Origin of the sequence: Streptomyces sp. HM190, from assembly GCF_009857135.1 — a bacterium.
GTDB lineage: Bacteria > Actinomycetota > Actinomycetes > Streptomycetales > Streptomycetaceae > Streptomyces > Streptomyces heilongjiangensis.
In genome coordinates this window covers 5177525-5199234 of record NZ_CP047318.1, presented here as the reverse complement: position 1 = coordinate 5199234, position 21710 = coordinate 5177525, and the positions used below count along the sequence as shown (strand labels likewise).

The window sequence follows — 21710 nt, the reverse complement described above, 5'->3', positions numbered from 1 at the left end:
TCACGCTCCCGTGGCGACGAGAAGGGCGGCGACCACCAGGACGACGGTGCCGGCGAGCAGCGCGCTCACATAGGTCTGCACATTGCCGGTCTGCGCCCGTCGTACGGCCGCGCCGAGCAGGCGGGGCAGGGCGCCCGCGCCGCGTACGTAGGTGTCGACGACCTCGCGGTCGAGGAACCTCACGAGTCGCGCGCCGGACAGGACCGGGCGGACGAACAGGGCCGTGTACACGGCGTCGAGGTGGAAGCCGACGGCGGCGTGGCGGTGCAGTCGGCCGAGCAGGACCCGGGAGGGGTCCGTCGGGTCGGGTGCCGAGGCCACGTCCCCGTAGGCGGGCTCGTGGCTCGCGATGGCCTCCGCCTCGACGGTCGCGGCGTCGGCCTCGGGGTGGGCCGCGACCGCGCCGAGCGGGGTGCGGGCCAGGGCCGTGGTGTACCGCCAGGCCGCGTACGTCACGATGCCGCCGGTGAGGGCGAGGCCGGTGCCGAGGACGGACGTGGTGAGGGTGGGGGCCAGGTCGTCGCCGTCGAACCAGTCGGGGAGGGTGCCGTAGGCGAACCCGCCGAGGGCGAGGGACGGCACGGCGAGGACCCACAGGACCACGGTCATGCTGAGCGGCTGGCGGCCGTGGTCGGGGGCTTCGTCGCCCTGGCCGCGGAAGGCACGCAGCCACAGGCGGGTGGCGTACGCGGTGGTGAGGAGGGCCGTGAGGAGGCCGGCGACGAGGACGGTCCAGCCGGCGGCGCCGGGGACGTGCCCGGCGGACGCGGCGTGGCCCTCGGCGGCGCTCTCGGCGGCGCCGAGGACGGACTCCTTGGAGAAGAAGCCGCTGAAGGGCGGGATCGCGGCGAGCGCGAGGAGCGCCACGGTCATCGTCCAGTACGCGTCGGGGACGCGGGCGCGGAGGTTGCTCATGCGGGACATGGCGGCCAGGGAGTTGGTGCCGGCGGCGTGGATGATCACGCCGGCGGCGAGGAACAGCAGCGCCTTGAAGGCGCCGTGGGAGATGAGGTGGAAGACGGCGGCGCCGCGGTCGCCGACGGCGAGGGCGCCGGTCATGTAGCCGAGCTGGCCGATCGTCGAGTAGGCGAGGACGCGTTTGATGTCGTCCTGGGCGAGGGCGGCGAGGGCCGAGCCGGCCATGGTGACGGCGGCCATCACGGCGAGGACGACCAGGGCCGCCGCGGAGGCGGTGAAGACCGGGAGGAGGCGGGCGACGAAGTAGACACCGGCGGCGACCATCGTCGCGGCGTGGATCAGCGCGGAGACGGGCGTCGGGCCGGCCATCGCGTCGGGCAGCCAGGTGTGCAGGGGGAACTGCGCGGACTTGCCGGCCACACCGGCCAGGAGCAGCAGGGCGATCGGCGTCGGGTGGTCGAGGCCGCCGTCGGCGACGGTGTCGAGGATCCGGGTGAGGCGGAACGACCCGGCGTCCGAGGCGAGGGCGAACAGACCGATCAGGAAGGGGACGTCGCCGAGCTTGGTGACCAGGAACGCCTTGAGGGAGGCGGCGCGGGCCTCCGCGGTCTCCCAGTAGTGGCCGACCAGGAAGTAGGAGCAGATGCCCATGATCTCCCAGCCCACCAGCAGCACCATCAGGTCGCCGGAGTAGACGACGAGGAGCATGGCGGAGGTGAAGAGGGAGACGAGGGCGGCGTACGAGGGGTAGCGCGGGTCGTCGCGCAGGTAGCCCGTCGAGTAGATCTGCACGCAGGTGGCGACCAGGCCGACCACCACGGCGACGAGGGCGGCGAAGCCGTCGATGTACAGGGCGAGGTCGATGGGGACCGAGCCGGTCGGGGTGAGCTGCGTGGCCGCCTCGACGGGGCGGTCGCCGCCCTGGCGTACGGCGACGAGGACGGCCAGGACGAAGGCCGCGAGGGTCGGCAGGACGGCGAGGGGGCGGACGAAGCCGGGGGCGGTGCGGCCGAGGAGCAGGCCGGCGGCGGCGCCGAGGAACGGGAGGACGGGGACGAGGACGGCGAGGGTGGTCGTGGTCACGCGCTGGCCTCGGCCTTCTCGCTCCGCTCGGGGCGCTCGGCGGTGTCGCGGAGCCTGTCGATGTCGGCGGTGCCGCGGTTGCGGTGGACGGCGAGGACGATGGCCAGGCCGATGCCGATCTCCGCGGCGGCGATGGTGATGGTGAACAGGGTCAGGGCCTGCCCGGAGCGGAGGGTCTCCTCGGCGGCCTTGCTGAGCCAGACGTCGAAGGCGACGAGGTTGAGGTTGACGGCGTTGAGCATCAGCTCGACGGACATCAGGACCAGGATCGCGTTGCGGCGGGCGAGGACGCCGTACAGGCCCGTGCAGAAGAGGAGGGCGGAGAGCACGACGGGATAGGCGAGGTGCATCAGCGGACCCCTCCCTCGGACGGGTCGGGGGCGTCGGCCGCGGCCGGGGCGGCCGGGGCCTCGGCAGGGGCGGGTGCGGGCGCCGGGGCGGAGCCGATCGTCGGGGCGGAGCCGATCGTCGGGCCGGAGCCAGTCGTCGGGGCGGAGCCGGTGGCCGGGGCTGAGCCGGTGGCCGGGGTGGAGGGCTTCGGTTCGACGGGCTCCGGCTTGGCCTTGCGGGAGAGGACGATCGCGCCGACCAGGGCGGCGAGGAGGAGGACGGAGAGGGCCTCGAAGGGGAGGACCCAGTTCTGGAAGAGGCTCTCGCCGGTGGTCCTCGTCGAGCCGGCGGCGGGGACGTCGAGGTCGATCCACGTGGTGCGGAAGGCGTCGACGACGACCCAGACGAGGGCGGCGGCAGCGGCGACGGCCACGGTGAGGGCCGCCCAGCGGTTGCCGGAGTCGGCGTCCGGGGAGCGGCCGATCGGGGCCCTGGTCAGCATCAGCCCGAACAGCAGGAGCACGACGACGGAACCGACGTAGATGAGGACCTGGACCCAGGCGATGAACTCGGCGGTGAGGAGCAGGTACTCGACGGCGAGACCGCCGAGCGCCACGACCAGCCACAGGGCGGCGTGCACCAGTTGGCGGGTGGTGACGGTGACGATCGCGGCGCCGAGGGTGACCAGCCCGACGAGGAGGAAGGCGATCTCGACGCCGGCCGGCGAGAGGAAGCCGCGGGTCTCGACGGCGGCCAGCGCGGGGTGCTGGTACGTGGCGGCGAGGGCGACGGCGGCGGTGGGGCTCATGTGTTCCCCTCCCCCGGCTGCGGCTGGTCGGCCTGCTGGGTGGCGGCGATCTTCTCGGCGGTCTTGCGGGCGGCGGCGAGTTCCTTGGGTTCTTCGGCACCGGGGTCGAGGGCGGGCGGGGCCGGGACGGTCCACATCCACTCGCGGAGTTTGTCGCGCTCGTGGGTGAGTTCTCGGATGTCGGTCTCCGCGTACTCGAACTCGGGCGACCAGAAGAGGGCGTCGAAGGGGCAGACCTCGATGCAGATACCGCAGTACATGCAGAGGGAGAAGTCGATGGCGAAGCGGTCGAGGACGTTGCGGCTGCGCTCACGTCCGCCGGGGGCGGCGGGCGGGACGGTCTCCTTGTGGGAGTCGATGTAGATGCACCAGTCCGGGCACTCCCGGGCGCAGAGCATGCAGACGGTGCAGTTCTCCTCGAACAGGCCGATGACGCCGCGGGTGCGGGGCGGGAGGTCGGGCTGGGTGTCCGGGTACTGCTCGGTGACCGTCTTCCGCGTCATCGTGCGGAGGGTGACGGCCAGGCCCTTGGCCAGACCACTGCCGGGGATGGGGGCCATGGTTACCGGATCACCACCTTGACGACGCCGGTGAGGGCGATCTGGGCGAGGGACAGGGGGACGAGGAGGGTCCAGGAGAGCTTCTGCAGCTGGTCCTCGCGCAGCCGGGGGTAGGTGACGCGGAGCCAGATGACGACGAAGGCGAGGACGGCGGTCTTCAGCAGCGTCCACACCCAGCCGAGGCCGTCGGCGCCCCAGGGGCCGTGCCACCCGCCGAGGAAGAGGACGGTGGTCAGGCCGCACAGGACGACGATCCCGGCGTACTCGGCGAGCAGGAACAGGGCGAAGCGGAGGCCGGTGTACTCGGTGTAGGCGCCGAAGATGATCTCCGAGTCGGCGACGGGCATGTCGAAGGGCGGGCGCTGGAGTTCGGCGAGGCCGGCGACGAAGAAGACGATCGCGCCGACGATCTGCCAGGGGAGCCACCACCACTCGAAGGCGTCGAGGATGCCGACGAGGGAGACCGTGCCGGCCGCCATCGCCACCGAGGCGGCCGTCAGGAGCATCGGGAGTTCGTAGGCGAGGAGCTGGGCGGCGGTGCGCAGACCTCCCAGGAGGGAGAACTTGTTCGCGGAGGCCCAGCCGGCCATGAGCGAGCCGAGGACGCCGACGCCCATCACGGCGAGGACGAAGAAGATGCCCGCGTCGATGACCACCCCGACGGCGCCCTCGCCGGGGCCGATGGGGATGGCGAGGAGGACGAGGAGGTACGGGAGCAGGGCGACGGCAGGGGCGAGCTGGAAGATGCGGCGGTCCGCGCCGGCCGGGACGACGTCTTCCTTCTGGGCGAACTTCACGCCGTCGGCGACGAGCTGGGCCCAGCCGTGGAAGCCGCCGGCGTACATGGGGCCGAGGCGGCCCTGCATGTGGGCCATCACCTTGTGTTCCGTCTGACCGATGATCAGGGGGAAGGTGAGGAAGACGACGAAGACGAGGAGGAGTCGCAGGGCGACGTCGAGGGCGTCGTTCACCGCGGGCCTCCTGCGGGGGGTTCGGGGGTGGTGGGGGGGGCGGGGGTGGTGGGGCCTTCGGGAGCGGGGGAAGGCTCGGGGGCGCGGTTCTCGTCGGCGGGCGTCTCGCCCCCGTCACCGGTCTCGTCGGCGGGCGTCTCGCTTCCGTCACCGGGGGTGCGGTCGCCCGGAGCGCCGGGGACCGCGGACGGCTCCGCCGCGGGCGCCGTTCCGGGTGCGGGTTCGGTTCCGGGTGCGGGTTGGGTCCCGGGCGCGGGCTCGGTCACGGAGTCGGACTCGGTCTTGGTCTTGGTCACGGAGTCGGACTCAGTCTCAGTCTCGGGCTCGGTCACGGAGTCGGGCTCGGTCACGGAGTCGGGCTCGGTCTTGGACTGAGGTTCGGTCTCGGACGCCGGTTCGACCGCCGCCGAGGATTCGGCCTCCGGCTTCGAGGGCTGGGCCTTGCGCTCGGGCTCGGCTGCGGGTTCGGGCTCCAGCTCGGACCTCGGCTCCGTCGGGGCGTGCTCCGCCTGCGGTGCCGGCTCCTCGAAGGCCGGGCGGGCGTGGTGCCAGGGGGCGTCGGCGCTGCGGACGGCCGGGCGGGCGGGGCGGCTCTCCGCCGGGCGCTCGGCGGGGGCGCCGCCCGACGGGGTGCGCTGGCTCGCCGAGCCACCGGACGCGGTGCGGGCGCGGCGCGGCGTCGTGGGCGCGGGGGAGGCCGGTGCAGCCGGGGTATCCGCGGCACCCGGCACCGACTCCGCGGCCATCTGACTCGCCGAACCCTGCGCCGCCGTACGGCTGCGACGCGGAGGCGCGGGAGAAGCCGGTGCAGCCGGGGTATCCGCGGCACCCGGCGCCGGCTCCGTGGGCGTCTGGCTCGCCGAGCCCTGCGCCGCCGTGCGGGTCCGCCGTACGGGGCGGTCCCCGGCGGCTCGGGCCGGGCGGTCTCCGGCCGCTCGGGTGGGGCGGGCCGGGGCTGGGGGGAGCTGGCCCTTGAGGGGGCCCCACTCGTTGGGGTCGGGGACGCCGGGCGGGAGCATCTGGCGGCGCTTGGGGCCGCCGTGCTCGGACTCGCCGGGTTCCTTGGCGCCGGGCCACGCCTTGGCGACACGGGCGGCCAGGACGAAGTCCTTGCGCAGCGGGTGGCCCTCGAAGTTCTCGGGGAGGAGGAGGTGGTCGAGGGCGGGGTGTCCCTCGAAGCGGACGCCGAACATTTCGTGGGTCTCGCGCTCGTGCCAGGCGGCACCGGCGTAGACGTCCACGGCGGTGGGCAGCACCGGGGCCGTGTGCGGGACGGTGGTGCGCATCAGGAGGCGGCGGACCGGGGTCAGGGCCACGACATGGGCGGAGACCCGGAAACCGGTGCCGGGCTCGTCGACCGCGCTCAGCCAGTCGAAGTAGGTGCAGCCCAGGGTGGTGCGGGCCGTGGTCAGGGCCGGGATCCAGGAGGCGGACGGGACGTCCACGGTGAGGACGTCGTACGACTCCTCGGCGGTGGCGTCGGCGCCGAAGAGTTCCTCGACGGGGGCGGGCAGCCAGCCGGTCATCGGTCCCCCTCCCCGGTGGAGCTGTCGGTCGGGCCGGTGCCGGCCGGCGGGGCCGGGGGGTGCACCAGGCCGCTCTGGAGGGCTGCCGGTGACGGGCGGCCGGGGGCGGCGAGCCCGGTGGCCGTGGGGGCGCCGTCGGTTCCCGTGGCCGACGTGGCCGTTCCGTAGCCGTAGCGCTCCCCCAGGGACTCCCGCGCGATCTTCTCCTGGAGTTTCAGGATGCCCTGGAGGAGGGCCTCGGGGCGGGGCGGGCAGCCGGGGACGTAGACGTCGACGGGAATGATCTGGTCGACGCCCTTGGTCACCGAGTAGGAGTCCCAGTAAGGGCCGCCGCAGTTGGAGCAGGCGCCGAAGGAGATGACGTACTTCGGCTCGGGCATCTGCTCGTAGAGGCGCTTCACCGCCGGGGCCATCTTGTCCGTGACCGTGCCGGACACGACCATCAGGTCGGCCTGGCGGGGGCCCGGCGCGAAGGGGATGACGCCGAGGCGGATGAAGTCGTGGCGGGCCATCGACGCGGCGATGAACTCGATCGCGCAGCAGGCCAGGCCGAAGTTGAAGACCCAGAGCGAGTAACGGCGGCCCCAGTTGAGGATCACCTTCATCGGCTCCGGGGCGAGGCGGGCGAGGGCGCCCAGCCGCTTGGGCTCCGGGAGGTGCACGGGCTGCGGGGTGGACCCGTCGGCGGGCCGCGCGGCGGGCTGCGCGGCGGTCGTTTCCGGCGTCACGTCCATGCCAGGACGCCCTTCTTGTATGCGTAGAGCAGGCCGACGGCGAGGAAACCGAGGAAGACGAACATCTCCACCAGCGTGGTCGCGCCATAGCCGTCGTCGGCGAAGACGGTCGCCCAGGGGAAGAGGAAGATCGAGTCGATGGCGAAGATGACGTAGAGGAAGGCGTACACGTAGTAGCGGACCTGGGTGTGGGCCCAGTGCTCGCCGACGGGGTCGACGCCGCACTCGTACGTCAGGAGCTTCTCGCGGGTGGGGACCTCGGGGCGCAGCAGGCGTCCCGCGCCGAAGGCGATGGCCACGAAGAGCACGCCCACGGCGGCGAGCAGTCCGACCACCGAGTAGGACTGGAAGTAGTCCGCCGCCACGACGTACTCCGCCGCGACGGCGACGGTCGGTTCCGGCACGTCCGCCCCTCGCTCCCTCACCTGGCGACCTGTGCGTACGCGCTCCGTACGCCAGGCATACGCCGCTGTTCGACGATCTGTACGCACGGGAGTCTAGGCCCTGCTAAAGAGACCGTAAGCAGCCCGTCACAGCTCGGCATGCGCGGGGCCGTGACCTGGGAGTCCGCGCGCCGGGCGGTGGCGGCGACCCGCGCGGGACGAAGGGCCCGGCGGGCGGGGGTGGTGGGCCGGGGGGCTGCGGCGGCGGGTGGGGTTTTCCCCAGGAGGGGCCGGGCGGTTCGCCGCATGGCGCCGGTGGGGCGGGGGCGGGCAGGCTGTGGCCATGACCGAGCAGCCCCTTTCTCCCCAGGCTTCTCCACCGGCCGCGCCCCCAGCCTCTGCACCGGCCTCTCCGCCGGCCTCTCCGCCGGCCTCTCCGCCGGCCTCTCCGCCGGCAGGCCGTGAACGGCCGGCCCGGCGGCCGTTGCCCTCCAGCCGCACGCCCTCCGCACCGCTGCCGCCCGCGCGTCTCGCGTTCGAGGCGCACACGTGGAAGGAGATCGCGCATCTGCTGACGAACCTGCCGCTGGCGCTGATCGGGTTCACGTTCGTGACGACGGTGCTGTTCACGAGTGCGTTCCTGACGCTGACGGTGATCGGTTTCCCGCTGCTCGCAGCCGCCCTGCTGGGGGCGCGGCAGCTGGGCAAACTGGAGCGGATACGGGCGCGGGCGCTGCTCGACGTGACGGTGGACGAGCCGAGTCCGCTGCCGATGCGGGGCGGTGCGGACGGGTTGGTCGCGCAGGTGTGGATGAGCGTGAAGGACCCGGTCGGCTGGCGTTCCATGCTGTACGAGCTGATCCGGCTGCCGTGGGGGATCGCGACGTTCACGATCACCCTCACGGGGTTGTTCGTGGCGTGGCCGGTGCTGCCGTACATCGTGCGAGGGCTGGCGAACGCGGACCGGGCGATGGTGCGGTCGCTGCTGTCGCCGTCGGACGAGCTGGAGCGGCGGATCGCGGAGCTGGAGTCGGACCGGGGCGTCGTGGTGGACACGGCCGCGGCGGATCTGCGGCGCATCGAGCGGGATCTGCACGACGGGGCGCAGGCGCGGCTGGTGAACCTGGCCATGGGGCTCGGGCTGGCGAAGGAGAAACTGCGGGAGGGACAGGTCGACGACGCCGTCGCCTCGATGGTGGCGGAGGCGCACGGCGAGGTGAAGCTGGCACTCCAGGAGCTGCGGGACCTGGCGCGGGGCATCCATCCGGCGGTGCTGACCGACCGGGGCCTGGACGCGGCGCTGTCCTCGGTGGCCTCGCGGTGCACCGCCCCGGTGAAGGTGACGGTCGACCTCCCGGCACGGCCGGCGGCGGCGATCGAGGGGATCGCGTACTTCACCGTCTCGGAGCTGCTGCAGAACGTCAGCAAGCACAGCGGGGCGAAGTCGGCGGCCGTGGACGTCTGGCGGTCCGACGACCGGCTGCTGATCCAGGTGTGGGACGACGGGCGGGGCGGTGCGAGCGTCGACGGCGGCACGGGGATCGCCGGTCTCGCGGAACGGCTGGGCGCGGTGGACGGTCTCTTCATGGTCGATTCCCCGGTGGGCGGGCCCACCACCATCACGGCGGAACTGCCCTGGCGGGACCGGTAGGCGGGGTGGGGTTAACCCCCGGAACCGGACGCCGACGGGCTGGATGGTCCGCCGGGCCGGGGGCGAGGAGGGTGGGAGTACGCCAGATCGTGGCGCGCTCCGGTCGGAGTGTGGGTGAGGAGGAGTGGCGGCTATGGAATCCGCGTACGGGCAGGGGTACGACGGCTGGGACGACTCGGCCGTGGCGCGGCGGCATCGGCTGCCGGCAGGGCTGCGGGCGCCGTTCGAGGGGCGCAGCTGGCGGGAGTTCGGCTATGTGATGCTCGGCTTCCCGATCGGCGTGCTGATGTTCACGTACGCGGTGACGATGCTGTCGGTCGGGGTGGGGCTGCTGGTCACGTTCCTCGGGGTACCGGTGCTGGCGGCGGGGCTCGCCGGGTGCCGGGGGCTCGGCGCGATGGAGCGGGCGCGGGCGCGGGCGCTGCTCGGGGTGGAGGTGGCCGCGCCGGAGCCGCTGCTGGTGCGCAAGCAGGGGGCGCTGGCGTGGATGGGTGCCGTCCTGCGCAGCGGGTCGTCGTGGCGGCAGCTGCTGTACGCGGTGGTGCAGTTCCCGTGGTCGCTGTTCTCCTTCGTGGTCGCCCTGAACTTCTGGGCGTACGGGTGGGCGATGCTGACGTATCCGCTGTGGTTCTGGGTCTTCCCGATGTGGGTCGGGCAGGACGGACTGCAGCTGTACGGCGACGAGGGGCACGCCGTGTACCTCGACAACGCGTTCGAGGTGACCGTGACGGCGCTGGTGGGGCTGCTGTTCACGATGGCCACGCCGTGGATCGTGCGAGGGCTGACGACGGTGGACCGGGTGATGGTGACCGCGCTGCTCGGGCCGTCCCGGCTGGGGGCGCGGGTGGTGGAGCTGGAGTCGGACCGGGGCGTCGTGGTGGACACGGCCGCGGCCGATCTGCGGCGCATCGAGCGGGACCTGCACGACGGCGCGCAGGCGCGGCTGGTCGCGCTGGCGATGGACCTGGGTGTGGCGCGCGAGAAGCTGACCGAGGATCCGCAGGAGGCGGCGCGGATGGTGGACTCCGCGCACGGTGAGGTGAAGACGGCCCTGCGGGAGCTGCGGGATCTGGCGCGGGGCATCCATCCGGCGGTGCTGACCGACCGGGGCCTGGACGCGGCGCTGTCGGCGGTGGCCGCCCGGTGCGCGGTGCCGGTGGTGGTGGAGGTGGATCTGCCCGCGCGGCCGGTGCCGGCGATCGAGGGGATCGTCTACTTCACGGTGTCCGAGCTGCTGCAGAACGTCAGCAAGCACGCGGGCGCGTCCCGGGCCGTGGTGGACGTGTGGAAGGCAGAGGGGCGGCTGATGCTGCAGGTATGCGACGACGGGATGGGCGGCGCCGAGGCGGGGGCGGGGTCGGGGCTCGCCGGGCTGGCGGAACGGCTGGGGGCCGTCGACGGGGTACTGGTCGTGGACTCGCCGGCGGGCGGCCCCACCCGCGTCACCGCGGAGCTGCCCTGGCGGGCGTGACGCGGGGCCCGGCCGCGGGGGCAGGAGGTCGCACGAGACCGGCGGCGGGAGGAACGGAACCACCGCGGGCGCGTCCGGAGCTGGGGACTCCGGACGCGCCGCTCCGTGTCGCGGGGCCGCGACACGGAGTCCGTTCGCCGTGTCTCCGCCACGGTTCACCGATCAGGCACCGGCACGGTTCGCCACGTCTCCGCCACGGTTCACCGATCAGGCACCGGCACGGTGTCCGCTCCGTGCGCCCCGGGTCCCGGTGTCCGTTCCGGGGCTTCCGGTGGCGGTTCCCCAAGTGGTGCGGCCCGTGTCGCGGCGGCGGTAACCGGCCAAGAGGTGGCGGGGTTGTCCCGCCCGGGGGTGTCGGGGTGGCGTGGGGGGACGGGGATGCTGGGATGCTGGGGCGGTCGGGTGGGCCGGCCAGGACGAGGGCCGGCTCCGGTGCTGCGGGGGGGGACGGGATCATGGAGGACAAGGTGCGGGTGGTCATCGCCGAGGATTCGGTGCTGTTGCGGGAGGGCCTCACCCGGCTGTTGACCGACCGTGGCCATGAGGTCGTCGCGGGGGTCGGGGACGGCAACGCGTTGATCAAGACGATCGAGGAGTTCGCGGCGCAGGGCGAGCTGCCCGACGTCGTCGTCGCCGATGTGCGCATGCCGCCCACCCATACCGACGAAGGCGTCCGGGCGGCCGTGCAACTGCGCAAGCAGCACCCGCGAGTGGGGGTGCTCGTGCTGTCGCAGTACGTGGAGGAGCGGTACGCCACCGAGCTGCTCGCCGGGTCCAGCCGGGGCGTCGGCTATCTGCTGAAGGACCGGGTGGCGGACGTGCGGGAGTTCGTCGACGCGGTGGTGCGGGTGGCCGGCGGGGGGACGGCGCTCGACCCGGAGGTGGTGGCGCAGTTGCTCGGGCGCAGCCGCAAGCAGGACGTGCTGGCGGGGCTCACCCCGAGGGAGCGCGAGGTGCTGGGGCTGATGGCGGAGGGGCGCACCAACTCCGCGATCGCCCGGCAGCTGGTGGTGAGCGACGGCGCCGTCGAGAAGCACGTCAGCAACATCTTCCTGAAGCTCGGGCTGTCCCCGAGCGAGGGGGACCACCGGCGTGTACTGGCGGTCCTCACGTATCTGAACTCCTGACGGGGCCGTCCGCACCGGTCGCGCGCGGTGCCCCCTACACTCACCGCCCGTCCCCTACCGCCCCCGGTCACCCCCCGAACACCAGCCGCCCGCCCCCTGTACCCGCGACGCGCCCGACCCGTCAGTACTAGAACCGCCGCTTCCGGGGGAGCGTCTTCTGTGGCAGTTCAGCGGGTGTGCGGGGTGGGGTGGGGCGAGGTCCGCGAAGGGCCGAAAATAGCGCGTCGAACAGTCGAACGGTCAAGGGAAGGTCCGCAGCACCGACGTAGGGTTGGTCTCGGGAGGGCCGCTGGAACGGTCGTTCCCGGACAGCCGCCTCAAGGGAGGTCAAGTTCAGTGACCAGCCAGGTCAGCAGCCCAGCGGAGCAGGCCGACGAGGCCGTTCTCGGAGAACTGGGGGAACAGCGCAAACCGGCGGGGACCAAGGACGTCCGCCGCCTCGATCGGGTGATCATTCGGTTCGCGGGTGATTCCGGTGACGGTATGCAGCTCACCGGTGACCGTTTCACCTCCGAGACCGCCTCGTTCGGCAACGACCTGTCAACCCTGCCGAACTTCCCCGCCGAGATCCGCGCCCCCGCCGGCACCCTGCCCGGCGTCTCCAGCTTCCAGCTCCACTTCGCCGACCACGACATCCTCACCCCCGGCGACGCACCCGACGTCCTGGTCGCCATGAACCCCGCCGCCCTCAAAGCCAACATCACCGACATCCCCCGCGGCGCCGAGATCATCGTCAACACCGACGAGTTCACCAGACGCGCCCTGCAGAAGGTCGGCTACACCACCAGCCCCCTGGACGACGGCACCCTCGACGCCTACCACGTCCACCCCGTGCCCCTGACCACCCTCACCGTCGAGGCACTCAAGGACTACGGCCTCACCCGCAAGGAAGCCGAACGCAGCAAGAACATGTTCGCGCTCGGCCTGCTGTCCTGGATGTACCACCGCCCCACCGAAGGCACCGAGAAGTTCCTGAAGACCAAGTTCGCCAGGAAACCCGACATCGCCGCCGCGAACATCGCCGCCTTCCGCGCCGGCTGGAACTTCGGCGAGACCACCGAGGACTTCGCCGTCTCCTACGAGGTCGCCCCCGCCGCCACCGCCTTCCCCCCCGGCCTCTACCGCAACATCTCCGGCAACCTCGCCCTGTCCTACGGACTGATCGCCGCCTCCCACCAGGCCGACCTGCCGCTCTACCTCGGCTCCTACCCCATCACCCCCGCCTCGGACATCCTCCACGAACTCAGCCGCCACAAGAACTTCGGCGTGCGCACCTTCCAGGCCGAGGACGAGATCGCCGGCATCGGCGCCGCCCTGGGCGCCGCCTTCGGCGGCTCCCTCGCCGTCACCACCACCTCCGGCCCCGGCGTCGCCCTCAAATCCGAGACCATCGGCCTCGCCGTCTCCCTCGAACTGCCGCTGCTGGTCATCGACATCCAGCGCGGCGGCCCCTCCACCGGCCTGCCCACCAAGACCGAACAGGCCGACCTGCTCCAGGCCATGTACGGCCGCAACGGCGAAGCCCCCGTCCCCGTCCTCGCCCCCAGAACACCCGCCGACTGCTTCGACAGCGCCATCGAGGCCGCCCGGATCGCCCTGACCTACCGCACCCCGGTCCTGCTGCTCTCCGACGGCTACCTCGCCAACGGCTCCGAACCCTGGCGCATCCCCGAACCCGGCGAACTGCCCGACCTGACCGTCCAGTTCGCCCAGGGCCCCAACCACACCCTCGACGACGGCACCGAGGTGTTCTGGCCCTACAAACGCGACCCGCACACCCTCGCCCGCCCCTGGGCCGTCCCCGGCACCCCCGGCCTGGAACACCGCATCGGCGGCATCGAGAAACAGGACGGCACCGGCAACATCTCCTACGACCCCGCCAACCACGACCTCATGGTCCGCACCCGACAAGCCAAGATCGACGGCATCGACGTCCCGGACGTCGAGGTCGATGATCCGCACGAGGCACGGACGCTGGTGCTCGGCTGGGGGTCCACCTACGGTCCGATCACCGCCGCGGTGCGGCGGCTGCGGGCGGCCGGGGAGTCGATCGCGCAGGCGCACCTGCGGCACATCAACCCCTTCCCGAAGAACCTGGGCACCGTGCTGCAGCGTTACGACAAGGTGGTGATCCCCGAGATGAACCTCGGGCAGCTCGCCACGCTCATCCGGGCGAAGTACCTGGTCGACGCCCACTCGTACAACCAGGTGAACGGCATGCCGTTCAAGGCGGAGCAGCTCGCCGCGGCTCTCAAGGAGGCCATCGATGGCTGAGACGACGACCGGTGCGACCGGCTCGTCCGGGGAAGGCTCGGGTACGGTCGAGGCGCTCTCGCTCGTCCCCAAGGCCGAGGCCAGGCAGTCCATGAAGGACTTCAAGTCCGACCAGGAGGTGCGCTGGTGCCCCGGCTGCGGTGACTACGCGATCCTCGCCGCCGTCCAGGGCTTCATGCCCGAACTCGGCCTCGCCCGCGAGAACATCGTCTTCGTCTCCGGCATCGGCTGCTCCTCCCGCTTCCCGTACTACATGAACACCTACGGGATGCACTCCATCCACGGCCGCGCCCCCGCCATCGCCACCGGACTGGCCACCTCACGCCGCGACCTCTCCGTCTGGGTCGTCACCGGCGACGGCGACGCCCTCTCCATCGGCGGCAACCACCTCATCCACGCCCTCCGCCGCAACGTCAACCTCAAGATCCTCCTCTTCAACAACCGCATCTACGGCCTCACCAAAGGCCAGTACTCCCCCACCAGCGAAGTCGGCAAGATCACCAAATCCACACCCATGGGATCCCTCGACGCACCCTTCAACCCGGTGTCCCTCGCCATCGGCGCCGAAGCCACCTTCGTCGCCCGCACCGTCGACTCCGACCGCAAACACCTCACCGACGTCCTGCGCCAGGCCGCCGCCCACCCCGGCACCGCCCTCGTCGAGATCTACCAGAACTGCAACATCTTCAACGACGGCGCCTTCGACATCCTCAAAGACCGCCGACAAGCCGAAGAAGCCGTCATCCGCCTCGAACACGGCCAACCCATCCGCTTCGGCACCGACCACGCACAAGGCATCGTCCGCGACGAAACCACGGGTGATCTGAAGGCCGTCACCGTCACCCCCGACAACGAGGCCCGCGTCCTCGTCCACGACGCCCACACCCCCTCCCCCACCACCGCCTTCGCCCTCTCCCGGCTCGCCGACCCCGACACCCTCCACCACACCCCCATCGGCGTGTTCCGCTCCGTCGACCGCCCCGTCTACGACACCCAGATGGCCGACCAGCTGGAGCAGGCCGTCGAGATGAACGGCAAGGGCGACCTGTCGTCGCTGCTCGCGGGCGGGGACACCTGGACGGTCGTCGGCTGACCCGCGAGGCACCTGCAGAGAGGCCCGGTCCGCACGCTCGCCGCGCGGACCGGGCCTCTCCGCATCTCGCCGGACGGGACTCCACCGGGGGTACTTACTTGAAAGTGGGTACTTTCGAAGAGTTAGCGCACTCCCTAGGGTTAGTGGCGCACTCGCCCCCCTGGAGGAGTTTCATCATGAGCATCGTCGTCACCGGAGCGACCGGACACCTCGGCACGTTCGTCGTCGAGGGCCTGCTGGAGAAGGTTCCGGCCGAGCAGATCACCGCCGTCGTGCGCAACGAGGAGAAGGCCGCCGGGCTCGCGGCGCGCGGCGTGAGGATCGCCGTGGCCGACTACAACGCCCCCGAGACCTTCGACGGCGTCATCTCCGCCGGTGACAAGGTCCTGCTGATCTCCGGCAGCGAGGTCGGCAACGACCGCGTCGGGCAGCACAAGGTCGTCATCGACGCCGCCAAGGCCGCCGGTGCCGCGCTCCTGGCCTACACCAGCGCGCCGGGCAGCCTGACGGCGGCGCTCGCGGACGACCACCGAGGCACCGAGGAGGCGCTGCTCGCCTCCGGTCTGCCGTACGTGCTGCTGCGCAACGGCTGGTACAACGAGAACTACACCGAGCAACTCGGCCCGGTGCTGGAGTACAACGCCGTCACGCACGCCGCCGGTGAGGGCCGGGTCTCCTCCGCCGCCCGCGCGGACTACGCGGCCGCCGCGGTCGCCGTGCTGACCGGCGAGGGCCACGAGAACAAGACGTACGAGCTGGGTGGCGACGCCGCCTGGAGCTTCGCCGAGTACGCGGCCGAGCTGAGCCGGCAGACCGGCAAGGAGATAGCGAACAACGCCGTCCCGGTCGACGCCTTCGCCGGCATCCTCACCGGCGCCGGTCTCCCCGAGCCGTTCGCCGCGGTCCTCGCGGGCGTCGACGCGTCCATCGAGAAGGGCGAGCTGGTCGTCTCCTCCGGTGACCTCTCGCGTCTGATCGGCCGCCCGACCACGCCGATCGCGGACTCGATCGCGGCGGCACTCAAGGGCTGAGCCCTCGCATGACGGCCACCCCCGACTGTCATGACCGTATGGCGATACGGGCATGACAGCCGGGGGTCGTCGGCGTTACCTTCGTGGGACCTGGGCCGCGGGGCGCGGCCGGTCGAGAAGGAGGGGCCGTGGCGGCGCAGTCGAAGGGCGAACACCGGATAGGTCTGCTGAACGGCTTCGCGGCGTACGGGATGTGGGGGCTCGTCCCGCTGTTCTGGCCCCTGCTCAAGCCCGCCGGCGCGGTGGAGGTCCTCGCCCACCGGATGGTGTGGTCCCTCGGCTTCGTGGGGATCGCCCTGGTGGTGCTGCGGCGCTGGGCGTGGGCCGGCGAGCTGCTGCGGCAGCCGCGCAAGCTCGCCCTGGTCGCGGTCGCGGCGGCGGTGATCGCCGTGAACTGGGGCGTCTACATCTGGGCCGTGAACAACGGCCAGGTCGTCGAGGCCTCCCTCGGGTACTTCATCAACCCGCTCGTCACCATCGCCATGGGTGTCCTGCTCCTGAAGGAACGGTTGCGGCCCGTGCAGTGGGCGGCGGTCGGCGTCGGCTTCACCGCCGTCCTGGTGCTGACCGTCGGCTACGGACGACCGCCGTGGATCTCCCTCTGCCTCGCCTTCTCGTTCGCGACGTACGGGCTGGTGAAGAAGAAGGTCAACCTGGGCGGCATCGAGTCGCTCGCCGCGGAGACCGTGATCCTCTTCCTGCCCGCGCTGGGCTATCTGCTGTGGCTGGGCGCGCGCGGCCAGTCCACCTTCGGCACCGAGGGCACCGGGCACGCCCTGCTGCTGGCCTCGACCGGGCTGGTGACCGCGCTGCCGCTGGTGTGCTTCGGGGCGGCGGCGATCCGGGTGCCGCTGTCCACGCTGGGGCTGCTGCAGTACATGGCGCCGGTGTTCCAGTTCCTGCTCGGGGTGCTGTACTTCGGCGAGGCCATGCCGCCCGAGCGGTGGGCGGGCTTCGCCCTGGTGTGGCTGGCGCTGTCGCTGCTGACGTGGGACGCGCTGCGGACCGCCCGCCGCTGGGGCGGGGCGCGTACGGCGAAGGCTCAGCCGGAGCCCGCACCGGCAGCCCTGTCGGCGCCCGTGCCGGAGGCCGTACCCGAGGCCGAGGCGGTCGCCCCGAAGCCGGCGGGCTGAGGCGGGCGCTCCCACCGGTACGCTCCGGACCTGCCGCGCGCCTGATCCGCCCCTCTTCAGCGCCTCTTCAGCACGCCCTCAGTACCCCCTCAGCACCTCCTCGGCGTCACGGCGGGCCGCTGCACCGGCGGCCCGCCGTCGCACGGTCCGGCCGCCCCACCTCGCCGTCGGTCGCGGCTTCGCCCGACGAGTCCGACATGCGAACACCTGTGGCCGAATAGCGCTCTTGACGGAAAGTCAGCCCCACCCGCACCATCCTGGCACCTCATTCACTCGGATTCGACATGAACACGCCAACAGCGGTTCACGCGGATCCCTTGGAATTCGGAGCACCCCACATGAAGCTCTCCGTTCCAGTCACCGGGCGTGCCGCTGCCGCCGTCGCCGTCGCGGCGGCCACGCTCTTCACCAGCGGGTCCATAGCGGGGGCGGCCCCCGCCCCGGAGGCGGTGGCCGCCGCGCCCGACCTGCCCGTCGCCAACGTCAAGGCCCACCTCACCCAGTTCCAGTCCATCGCCGCCGCCAACGGCGGCAACAGAGCCCACGGCCGCGCCGGCTACACCGCCTCCCTGAACTACGTGAAGGGCAAGCTGGACGCCGCCGGATTCACCACGACCGTGCAGTCCTTCACGTCCGGCGGCCGCACCGGCTACAACCTCATCGCCGACTGGCCCGGCGGCGACACCGACCAGGTCGTCATGGCCGGTTCGCACCTCGACAGCGTCACCTCCGGCGCCGGCATCAACGACAACGGCTCCGGTTCCGCCGCCGTGCTGGAGGCCGCGCTGACCGTGGCCCGCACCGGCTACCAGCCCACCAAGCACCTCCGGTTCGCCTGGTGGGGCGCGGAGGAGCTGGGCCTGGTCGGCTCGCGCTACTACGTCAACAACCTGTCCTCGGCGAACCGCGCCCGGATCAGCGGCTACCTCAACTTCGACATGATCGGGTCGCCGAACCCCGGGTACTTCGTCTACGACGACGACCCCGCCATCGAGAAGACCTTCAAGGACTACTTCGCGGGCATCGGCGTCCCCACGGAGATAGAGACCGAGGGCGACGGCCGCTCCGACCACGCGCCGTTCAAGAGCGCGGGCGTGCCGGTGGGCGGCCTCTTCACGGGCGCGAGCCGCGCCAAGACAGCCGCGCAGGCCGCCAAGTGGGGCGGTACGTCCGGCCAGGCGTTCGACCGCTGCTACCACTCGTCCTGCGACACGACGTCCAACATCAACGACACGGCGCTGGACCGGAACGCGGACGCGCTGGCGTACGCGGTGTGGGAGTTGTCGGAGTAGGACCCGGCAGCCGGGAACGAGGCAGGAGCCGGCCGGGGACGCGGGCGCCGTGACGGGCGCCGGCCCTTGAGCGTGACGGCAGGAGCCGGCCGGGGACGCGGGCGCCGTGACGGGCGCCGCGCCCGGGAGGGCGGAGCAGGGCGCGGCAGTGCGTCGGCGCCCGCGCTCCGCGCGGGGTGTGTCCGTGTCCGGGGCCGGTCGGTGACGCCATGTCGCGGCCGGCCCCCGGAGGCGTGTCCGTCGCGCGTCGCCCCGCGCCGGTCAGCGGCGGTGGGGCACGCCCGGCCCCGGCGCCGACGCCGGTCGTACGACAGGGGTCGGCGGTCTGGTGGCCGCCGCGGCGGAAGTACGGGGCACGGCGGCGGCGCGTTCGGCGGTGAGGGCGTGGGCGAGAGCCGGGGTGGTGGTCGTCGAGCGGAGGCGGGAGGCGACCGCCGGGGGCATGCGGGAGCCTCGGGCCAGGTCGGCGGCGACCGCGGAGCGCAGGGCGCCGATCCGGGCCAGGTGCGCCCCGAGCCGCTCCGGGCCGAGCGACGCGGCGTCGACGCCCAGGGCGGCTCGTACGGCCGCCGGGTGCGTCGGAACCGGCGCGGCGCCCCTCGCGGGGGCGCGGGCCGGGTCGAGTCCCGCGGAACGCAACGCCGCGGCCCGCGCGCTCCAGGGGGCCTCACCGGGAAGGCGGGACAGGGGCGCACGGGCGCGACGGGGGCCAGGGGCGCCCTGACCGGCGTACGCCGCCGAGGCGCGTGCGGACCGGGCCGCCCGGTCGTCGTCGAGCGTGCGCCAACTCATAGTTCCGGTCAGCTCGTTGACGTGGACCTCCACGCGGGGGCGAGGGGTTCGCTCCGCGGGAGTGGACGGCCGCCGCCGCGTGGTGCGGTGGCGGGCGGCCTCCGGGAGTGACGATGGGGTGGCCGAGTCCCCGGAATGGGGCGGGGCGGCCGGGGTGCGGCCGGCCGTCCGGGGGGTGCCGGCGTGGCGGGGGCCGCCGTGTCCGCTGTCACTGGCCATGGGCGTGCGGGCTCCTCGCGTAGGGGTCGGCGTCCAGGGCGCGGGCCCGTTCGGCGAGGCGGCCCATACGGGTGCGGGCCTTCTCCAGCTGCTCCACGTCGTCGGCGGCGGGACCGGTGTCCGCGGCGAGCTCGGCCCACACGGCGATCAGGTCGCGGCCCAGGTGCAGGCCCTGGAGCGGGTCGCGGACCGCGCGCCAGGCCGCCGCCGCGCTCTGGATGTTGCCGTACGCGGCGCGGGGGTCGCGCAGCCGGTGCCGCAGGGCGGCCAGGTCGAGGGACAGATGGAAGGACCTGAGCGCGTCACCGGCCAGGTAGGCGATGTACGCGGTCAGTTCACGCAGGCGGAGCACCTCGGCGTGCTGGGGACCGAGGGTCGCCGTCGCCTGGGCGACGGTGTGCTCGGCCATCTCCGCGGCCTCCTGGATACGGCCCATCTTCACGGCCTCGTTGATGCGCGAGACAGGTTCAGCGAAGGGCGAGGGGGCGGCCGCCCCGTCGGACTCCTCCAGGTCCAGCACGGACTCGGCGACGGCGTCGAACTCGCGCACGGGGGCGGGCCTGGGGCCGCCTTCCTCGTCCGCCACCTTCCACGGGGGAGCGGAGTACGGGTCGGCCGCGGACTCCTCCGGCGGGGCCGGTGCGAGGGCGGGTTCCGGCGCGGTCACCCGGACCGGGGCCGGCGGCGGAGTGTGCGGCGCCACCGGCGGCCAGGGCTGCGGGTCCAGCGAGACGGGGCCCGACGGCGGGACCGCGTCGGAGAGGTGGGCGCCGACGGGGTCGGGCGCGACGGCGGCCGGGCGCTCCGGCTCCGCCCCGGCCGTGCGGGCCGGGGCCTGGTGCACGGGGGCCTGGGCCGCCGCCGGCTGCCGTCCCGGGGGCAACGGCTGCGGCTCCAGGGCGCTGGGGCTCAACTCCGCTGCGGGCGCGGGCTCGTGCGGCGCGTAGGAGGGCGCGGCGTCCGACGGGTCGGGGGACGCTGCCGACGTGGGGACCGGCGGAGCCTCGGGCGTGTGGACGGCTGCGTCACCCCGCGCGGGGCCGAACTCCCCGGCCGGGGGGAGGGCGACGCCGACGGACTGGTCCGCCGCCTGCGCGTAGGCGCCGGACGGGGGAGCGGTCGCGTGGCCGGAATCCGCTCCTGCCCGCCCGTAGGCGTCCGCCCCCGGCACAGCCGTACCGGCGGACCCGCCGTACTCCCCGGCCGCGGGCCCGGTCGTGGGGGCGGGGTGGGACGTCTCGCCGTGCCGGTGGGGCGCGTCGTCGGGGGTGACGGCGATGCCGGGGAGGGTGAGGGGGAGGTCGGGCGTGCGGGACGGCCGGGCGAGGGGGCCGTCCTCGGGCTCCGGGACGGCGCGCAGCACGAAGGTCGACGGGGCGACGGCGCCAGCCGCCGGCTTCGCCGCGGTGAGCGGCATCGTCGGGGGCTCCCGCCTCGGCTCGGCGGCAGCCGGGGGCTCGGCCGGGGCGCCGGCCGGCTCCTGGCCGGGAGCGGTGGCCTTCGCCGCCGTCAGCGGAAGCGTGCTCGGCTCCCGCCTCGGCCGCTCGGGAGCCACCGGGTGACCGACCGGGTCCCCGGTTGACGGCGGCGGCTCGACCGCTGACGGCGCCGGCTCGACCGCCGACAGCCGCATCGTGCTGGGCTCCCGCTTCAGCTGAGGCTGCGGCTGCGGCTGCGGCGGCTCCTGCACGTGCGGCTGCGGCCGGACATCCCTCTGGGGCGGCTGCTGCCGGACGGGGTGCTGCTGCGACGGCACCCGGGCCTGCACCTGCGGCCGGGCCTGCCCCTGCGGCTGGGCCCGCGGTGGTTCTTCCGGTGCCGTCCGCTCCTGCTCGGGCATCGCCCGTACCGCCGACTCCGGTACCGCGCGCAGCACGTACGTCGACCTGTCCCGGCGCGGGCCCGGCGCGGCGACCGGCTCTGCGGCCGGGGGCGCGGGCGGGGCCGCGGGCAAGGGTGCGGGCGCGGGGCGGGACGTTGGCGTGACGTCCCCCCTCGGCTCGCCGACCTGGACCGGCTCCCCCGCGAAACGGCTGGAGCCGTCGACGTGGATCTGGAGCGGTACGACGTAGCCGATGCGTTCGTCGTGGACCGTGGCGAGGACGGGATGGCCGGTGGCGAGCGCGAGACGGTGGAGGTAGTCGAGCGTGGCGGTCTGCAGGGACTCCCCCGCGGCCGCCGGGACCGGCATGCCGCCGACGGTCGCACCGGCCTCGGCGGAGACCCGTACGTCGATCGGGGTCAGCCCGGCCGGAGCGGGGGCGCGGCCCGCACGCTTGAGTTCCCGCTTCTGTTCGCGGCTGAGTCGAGTCAT

The 21710-nt window shown here is 73.3% G+C and carries 18 protein-coding genes; 8 read left to right on the top strand and 10 right to left on the bottom strand.

Annotated features, from left to right (window positions below; translation table 11 throughout):
* Genes GSY65_RS22200 through GSY65_RS22165 form a run of 8 tightly spaced genes read right to left on the bottom strand, consistent with a single transcriptional unit; the run spans nt 1 to nt 7334 of the window.
* Entirely contained in the window at nt 1–2001 is a 2001-nt protein-coding gene (locus GSY65_RS22200; RefSeq protein ID WP_159771614.1) for an NADH-quinone oxidoreductase subunit 5 family protein, read from the bottom strand.
* Nucleotides 1998–2351 (bottom strand): NADH-quinone oxidoreductase subunit NuoK, encoded by a 354-nt coding sequence (nuoK, locus tag GSY65_RS22195; protein ID WP_159771611.1) that lies wholly within the window; start codon nt 2349–2351, stop codon nt 1998–2000. The genes GSY65_RS22200 and nuoK overlap by 4 nt, the downstream gene beginning before the upstream one ends.
* Nucleotides 2351–3139, bottom strand: a complete 789-nt coding sequence (locus tag GSY65_RS22190) for an NADH-quinone oxidoreductase subunit J family protein (RefSeq protein WP_236579974.1) — start codon at nt 3137–3139, stop codon at nt 2351–2353. Before GSY65_RS22190 ends, nuoK begins: the two co-directional genes overlap by 1 nt.
* A complete protein-coding gene (locus GSY65_RS22185) occupies nt 3136–3699 on the bottom strand; it encodes a NuoI/complex I 23 kDa subunit family protein (RefSeq protein WP_159771608.1) in 564 nt (187 codons plus the stop codon). Before GSY65_RS22185 ends, GSY65_RS22190 begins: the two co-directional genes overlap by 4 nt.
* A gap of 2 nt (nt 3700–3701) precedes the next feature.
* Nucleotides 3702–4670, bottom strand: a complete 969-nt coding sequence (locus GSY65_RS22180) for a complex I subunit 1/NuoH family protein (protein WP_159771605.1) — start codon at nt 4668–4670, stop codon at nt 3702–3704.
* The gene (locus tag GSY65_RS22175; protein ID WP_159771602.1) at nt 4667–6196 is read right to left on the bottom strand and encodes an NADH-quinone oxidoreductase subunit C; all 1530 of its coding nucleotides are present in this window, start codon (nt 6194–6196) and stop codon (nt 4667–4669) included. Before GSY65_RS22175 ends, GSY65_RS22180 begins: the two co-directional genes overlap by 4 nt.
* Nucleotides 6193–6930 (bottom strand): NADH-quinone oxidoreductase subunit B, encoded by a 738-nt coding sequence (locus GSY65_RS22170; protein ID WP_159771599.1) that lies wholly within the window; start codon nt 6928–6930, stop codon nt 6193–6195. Before GSY65_RS22170 ends, GSY65_RS22175 begins: the two co-directional genes overlap by 4 nt.
* Entirely contained in the window at nt 6921–7334 is a 414-nt protein-coding gene (locus GSY65_RS22165) for an NADH-quinone oxidoreductase subunit A (RefSeq protein WP_055523485.1), read from the bottom strand. The genes GSY65_RS22170 and GSY65_RS22165 overlap by 10 nt, the downstream gene beginning before the upstream one ends.
* Nucleotides 7335–7797: 463 nt before the next feature.
* Here GSY65_RS22165 and GSY65_RS22160 point away from each other — a divergent pair, with 463 nt between their 5' ends.
* The 8 genes from GSY65_RS22160 to GSY65_RS22125 all read left to right on the top strand — a co-directional run bounded on the left by GSY65_RS22160 (nt 7798) and on the right by GSY65_RS22125 (nt 18385).
* Entirely contained in the window at nt 7798–8964 is a 1167-nt protein-coding gene (locus tag GSY65_RS22160) for a sensor histidine kinase (RefSeq protein ID WP_236579972.1), read from the top strand.
* Between the two features lie 133 nt (nt 8965–9097).
* Entirely contained in the window at nt 9098–10435 is a 1338-nt protein-coding gene (locus GSY65_RS22155; RefSeq protein ID WP_159771593.1) for a sensor histidine kinase, read from the top strand.
* A gap of 455 nt (nt 10436–10890) precedes the next feature.
* The gene (locus GSY65_RS22150; RefSeq protein ID WP_159771590.1) at nt 10891–11562 is read left to right on the top strand and encodes a response regulator transcription factor; all 672 of its coding nucleotides are present in this window, start codon (nt 10891–10893) and stop codon (nt 11560–11562) included.
* A gap of 336 nt (nt 11563–11898) precedes the next feature.
* A complete protein-coding gene (locus GSY65_RS22145; RefSeq protein WP_159771587.1) occupies nt 11899–13836 on the top strand; it encodes a 2-oxoacid:acceptor oxidoreductase subunit alpha in 1938 nt (645 codons plus the stop codon).
* Nucleotides 13829–14929: a 2-oxoacid:ferredoxin oxidoreductase subunit beta gene (locus GSY65_RS22140; protein ID WP_159771584.1), complete on the top strand. Its 1101-nt coding sequence runs from the start codon at nt 13829–13831 to the stop codon at nt 14927–14929. Before GSY65_RS22145 ends, GSY65_RS22140 begins: the two co-directional genes overlap by 8 nt.
* A 176-nt stretch (nt 14930–15105) precedes the next feature.
* Nucleotides 15106–15960 carry an NAD(P)H-binding protein gene (locus GSY65_RS22135; protein ID WP_159771581.1) on the top strand — a complete coding sequence of 285 codons (855 nt, stop codon included), beginning with the start codon at nt 15106–15108 and terminating at the stop codon, nt 15958–15960.
* Between the two features lie 128 nt (nt 15961–16088).
* Entirely contained in the window at nt 16089–17093 is a 1005-nt protein-coding gene (gene rarD / locus GSY65_RS22130) for an EamA family transporter RarD (RefSeq protein ID WP_159771578.1), read from the top strand.
* A gap of 338 nt (nt 17094–17431) precedes the next feature.
* Nucleotides 17432–18385, top strand: coding sequence for a M28 family metallopeptidase (locus GSY65_RS22125; protein ID WP_159771575.1), 954 nt, complete (start codon nt 17432–17434; stop codon nt 18383–18385).
* Nucleotides 18386–18646: 261 nt separating this feature from the next.
* Here the strand turns inward: GSY65_RS22125 and GSY65_RS22120 are convergent, their stop codons facing one another.
* On the bottom strand, nt 18647–19177 hold the full coding sequence (locus GSY65_RS22120; protein ID WP_201452625.1) for a hypothetical protein: 531 nt from the start codon (nt 19175–19177) through the stop codon (nt 18647–18649).
* Between the two features lie 208 nt (nt 19178–19385).
* Entirely contained in the window at nt 19386–21710 is a 2325-nt protein-coding gene (locus GSY65_RS22115; protein ID WP_159771572.1) for a hypothetical protein, read from the bottom strand.